Here is a 2,706-nt window from a genome sequence, read left to right on the forward strand (position 1 = left end):
GCCCCACCCGCGGGCGGGGGCCCCCCGCGGCCACCACCCGCCCCCCCCCCCCCCCCACGACCCGGGCGGCGAGCGCGGCGGTCGACGGCCGGTGCGCGACGAGCAGAGTGGTGGCGCCCGCGAGAGCCTCGCGCAGGCGTCGCTGCACTCGCCGCTCGGTGTCCACGTCCAGCGCCGACAGCGGGTCGTCGAGGACGATCACCCGGCCCGCGCTGCCGTCGCCCGCGTGTGTGAGCACGGCCCTGGCCAGGGCGAGCCGCTGCCGCTGACCGCCCGAGAGGCTGAGCCCCTGTTCGCCGATCCTGGTGTCGAGACCCCACGGCAGCGCGTCGACGAAGTCCGTGGCCTGGGCGATGTCGAGGGCGAGGCGCACCTGCTCGTCGGTCGCGGCGGGATCGCCGAGGGCCACGTTCTCCCGGACGGAGGCGGAGAACAGCACCGGGTCCTCGAAGGCCACCGCCACCGTGGAGCGCAGGTCGCGCAACCGCAGCTCCCGGATGTCGATTCCGTCGAGGCGCACGCTCCCGCCGGTGACGTCGTAGAGTCGCGAAAGCAGTTGCAGCAGTGCGGTTTTCCCGCTGCCGGTGGCGCCGACCAGAGCGACCGTCTCCCCGGGGGCGAGCCGCAGCGAGACCCCGCGCAGGAGTTCGGCGTCGGAACCGGGGAAGCCGAATCGCACGTCCTCGAAGCGCACTTCGCCGCGCACCGGAACGGGCAGCGGCACCGGGTCGGCGGGGTCGGCGATGTCCAGCGGAGTGTCGATGAGTTCCCAGTAGCGGTCGGCGGCGGTGGCCGCGTCCTGGAGCTCCGACAGCAGGTAGCCGAGCCAGGCGACCGGCCACATGAGGAAGCTCAGCAGGCTGATCGCGCCGACGACGGCGCCGAGCGACAGCGACCCCGTCACCACGCCGTACGCGCCGATGCCCAGTGCCGCCACCACTCCCAGCTGCGAGACCGAGCGCATGGCCGCCAGCAGGGTGGCGTCCAGCCGAGCCTTGTGCAGTTCGGTGCCGTGCAGGGCGCGGGCCCGGTCGGTGAACCGCTCGCCGAAGAACGCGCCTCGGCCGAAGGCCTTGAGCACCCGGATGCCCTGCACGGCCTCCTGGGCGATCGTCGCCAGGTCGCCGTTCTGATCCTGGGAGCGCCGGGAGGCGATCGCGTACCGCCGTTCGAACCGGGTGCACACGATCAGCAGCGGCACCGCCTCCACGAGGAAGACCAGCGCCATCCACGGGCTCATGAGCAACAGCACGAGCATCCCGACCGGAACGACCACCAGGTTCACCACGAGCCACGGTCCGGCGAAGTTGACGAAGCGGCGCAGGGTGGCGAGGTCGTCGACGGCGCGGGAGAGCAGTTGCCCGGACGCCCAGCCGTCGTGGCGGCCGATCGCCAGCGCCTGGAGGCGGGCGAAGAGCACGGCGCGCATGGTCTTCTCGAAGCTGGTGGCCGGACCGGCCAGCAGCCACCGCCGCGCCCACAGCGTGCCCGCCTCGATCAGCCCGAGCAGCAGGACGAGGCCGACCGGACCGGCCACGCCGCGCAGATCGCCGTCCGCGATGGGGCCGTCGACGATGCGCCCGAGGAGCAGCGGGGTGAGCACGACGGTCAGCATCGACACCACCGCCAGCACTGTCGCCACGACCAGCACCACCCCGTGCGGGCGCAGATAGGGCAGGAACCGCCGCAGGGATGCCAGTCGGCGCCCGCGCGTGGCGGTCGGCCGGGGCGTGGGTGTGATGGCCTGCCCCGGCGGAACTTCCACGATCACGCTCACGAATCCCCCTGCCACGAATCCCCCTGCCACGAATCCCCTGACACGAATCCCCTGACACGAATCCCCCTGCCCTCGCCTCGGCGTCGGCGTCGGGCCGACTTTCCAGCTTGGCACCGTCCCTCCGATCCGCCAACCACTTTTCACCGCCCGTGCGATGCCCCTCGGCGCCGGTGCGGTTCGCCCTGTCGGCGGTCGCGGCGATCACATGCGGAGCGACGGGCGGAACCGTCCCCTGAAGCCGGTCGACACAGACAGCACTCGATCGGCTAATCGGTTCCGGCATCGGGCGCGACGACGGCGGGCCCGATGCGGAACACGCGCGCGGACGGCGCCGCACCGCCACCGCGCGGAGACCTGTCGGTGGCGTGTGATATTGCGGCTTTTGTTCGAAATACTCTGTCCCACAGCACTCTTCGACACTCGCTTCCGGCGGCGAAACTTGTCGGTGGGTTCACGTAGGTTGATCTTCGTGACGAAGACGGGAGGGAATCCGATGGAGTCGGATGAGCGTGCGTTGGAGCGTTTCTCGGTGGTGCGGGTACTGCCGGTGGTGGCGCCCCGCAAACTCGCCAAGGTGCCGTTCGTGGAGATGGCCGACGGGCGGGTGCAGGGGGTGGTGTCCAGCGGATCGGATGTCGCGCGGGTCTATGTCTCGTCGATCTCGGTCTCGTCGATCTCGGTCTCGTTGAGCACGGTCTCGTCGAGCCCGTCGCCCGAGCACGGGCTCAGTTGCAGCACCAACAACAATCGGCCGTGTGGCGGTCTGTCCGGCGGCTATGCGTGCAAGCACATCGAGGCGCTGTTGAACGAAGCCGTTCTGCAGTACGGCGCGGAGCGGGTCGCCCGGTTCCTCGGTGTCGATGTCCCCGGCGACGGGCGCGCCCTGCTCTACACGCTGAACACCACCAGGGCCACGACCCCGGCCGCGG

Annotated in this window: 2 protein-coding genes; one reads left to right on the plus strand and one right to left on the minus strand. The window is 71.3% G+C overall.

Annotated elements, in window-relative coordinates; genetic code table 11:
* Positions 1-1,792, minus strand: a 1,792-nt coding sequence (locus QH283_RS00270; RefSeq protein WP_280501010.1) for an ABC transporter ATP-binding protein, incomplete at its 3' end; no start/stop codon positions are given.
* A 478-nt stretch (positions 1,793-2,270) separates the two neighbouring features.
* On the opposite strand from QH283_RS00270, the gene QH283_RS00275 reads away from it, so the two are divergent.
* On the plus strand, positions 2,271-2,706 hold a 436-nt coding region (locus tag QH283_RS00275), incomplete at its 3' end, for a hypothetical protein (protein WP_280501011.1).

The organism is Nocardia farcinica, assembly GCF_029867845.1.
Taxonomy (GTDB): domain Bacteria; phylum Actinomycetota; class Actinomycetes; order Mycobacteriales; family Mycobacteriaceae; genus Nocardia; species Nocardia farcinica_A.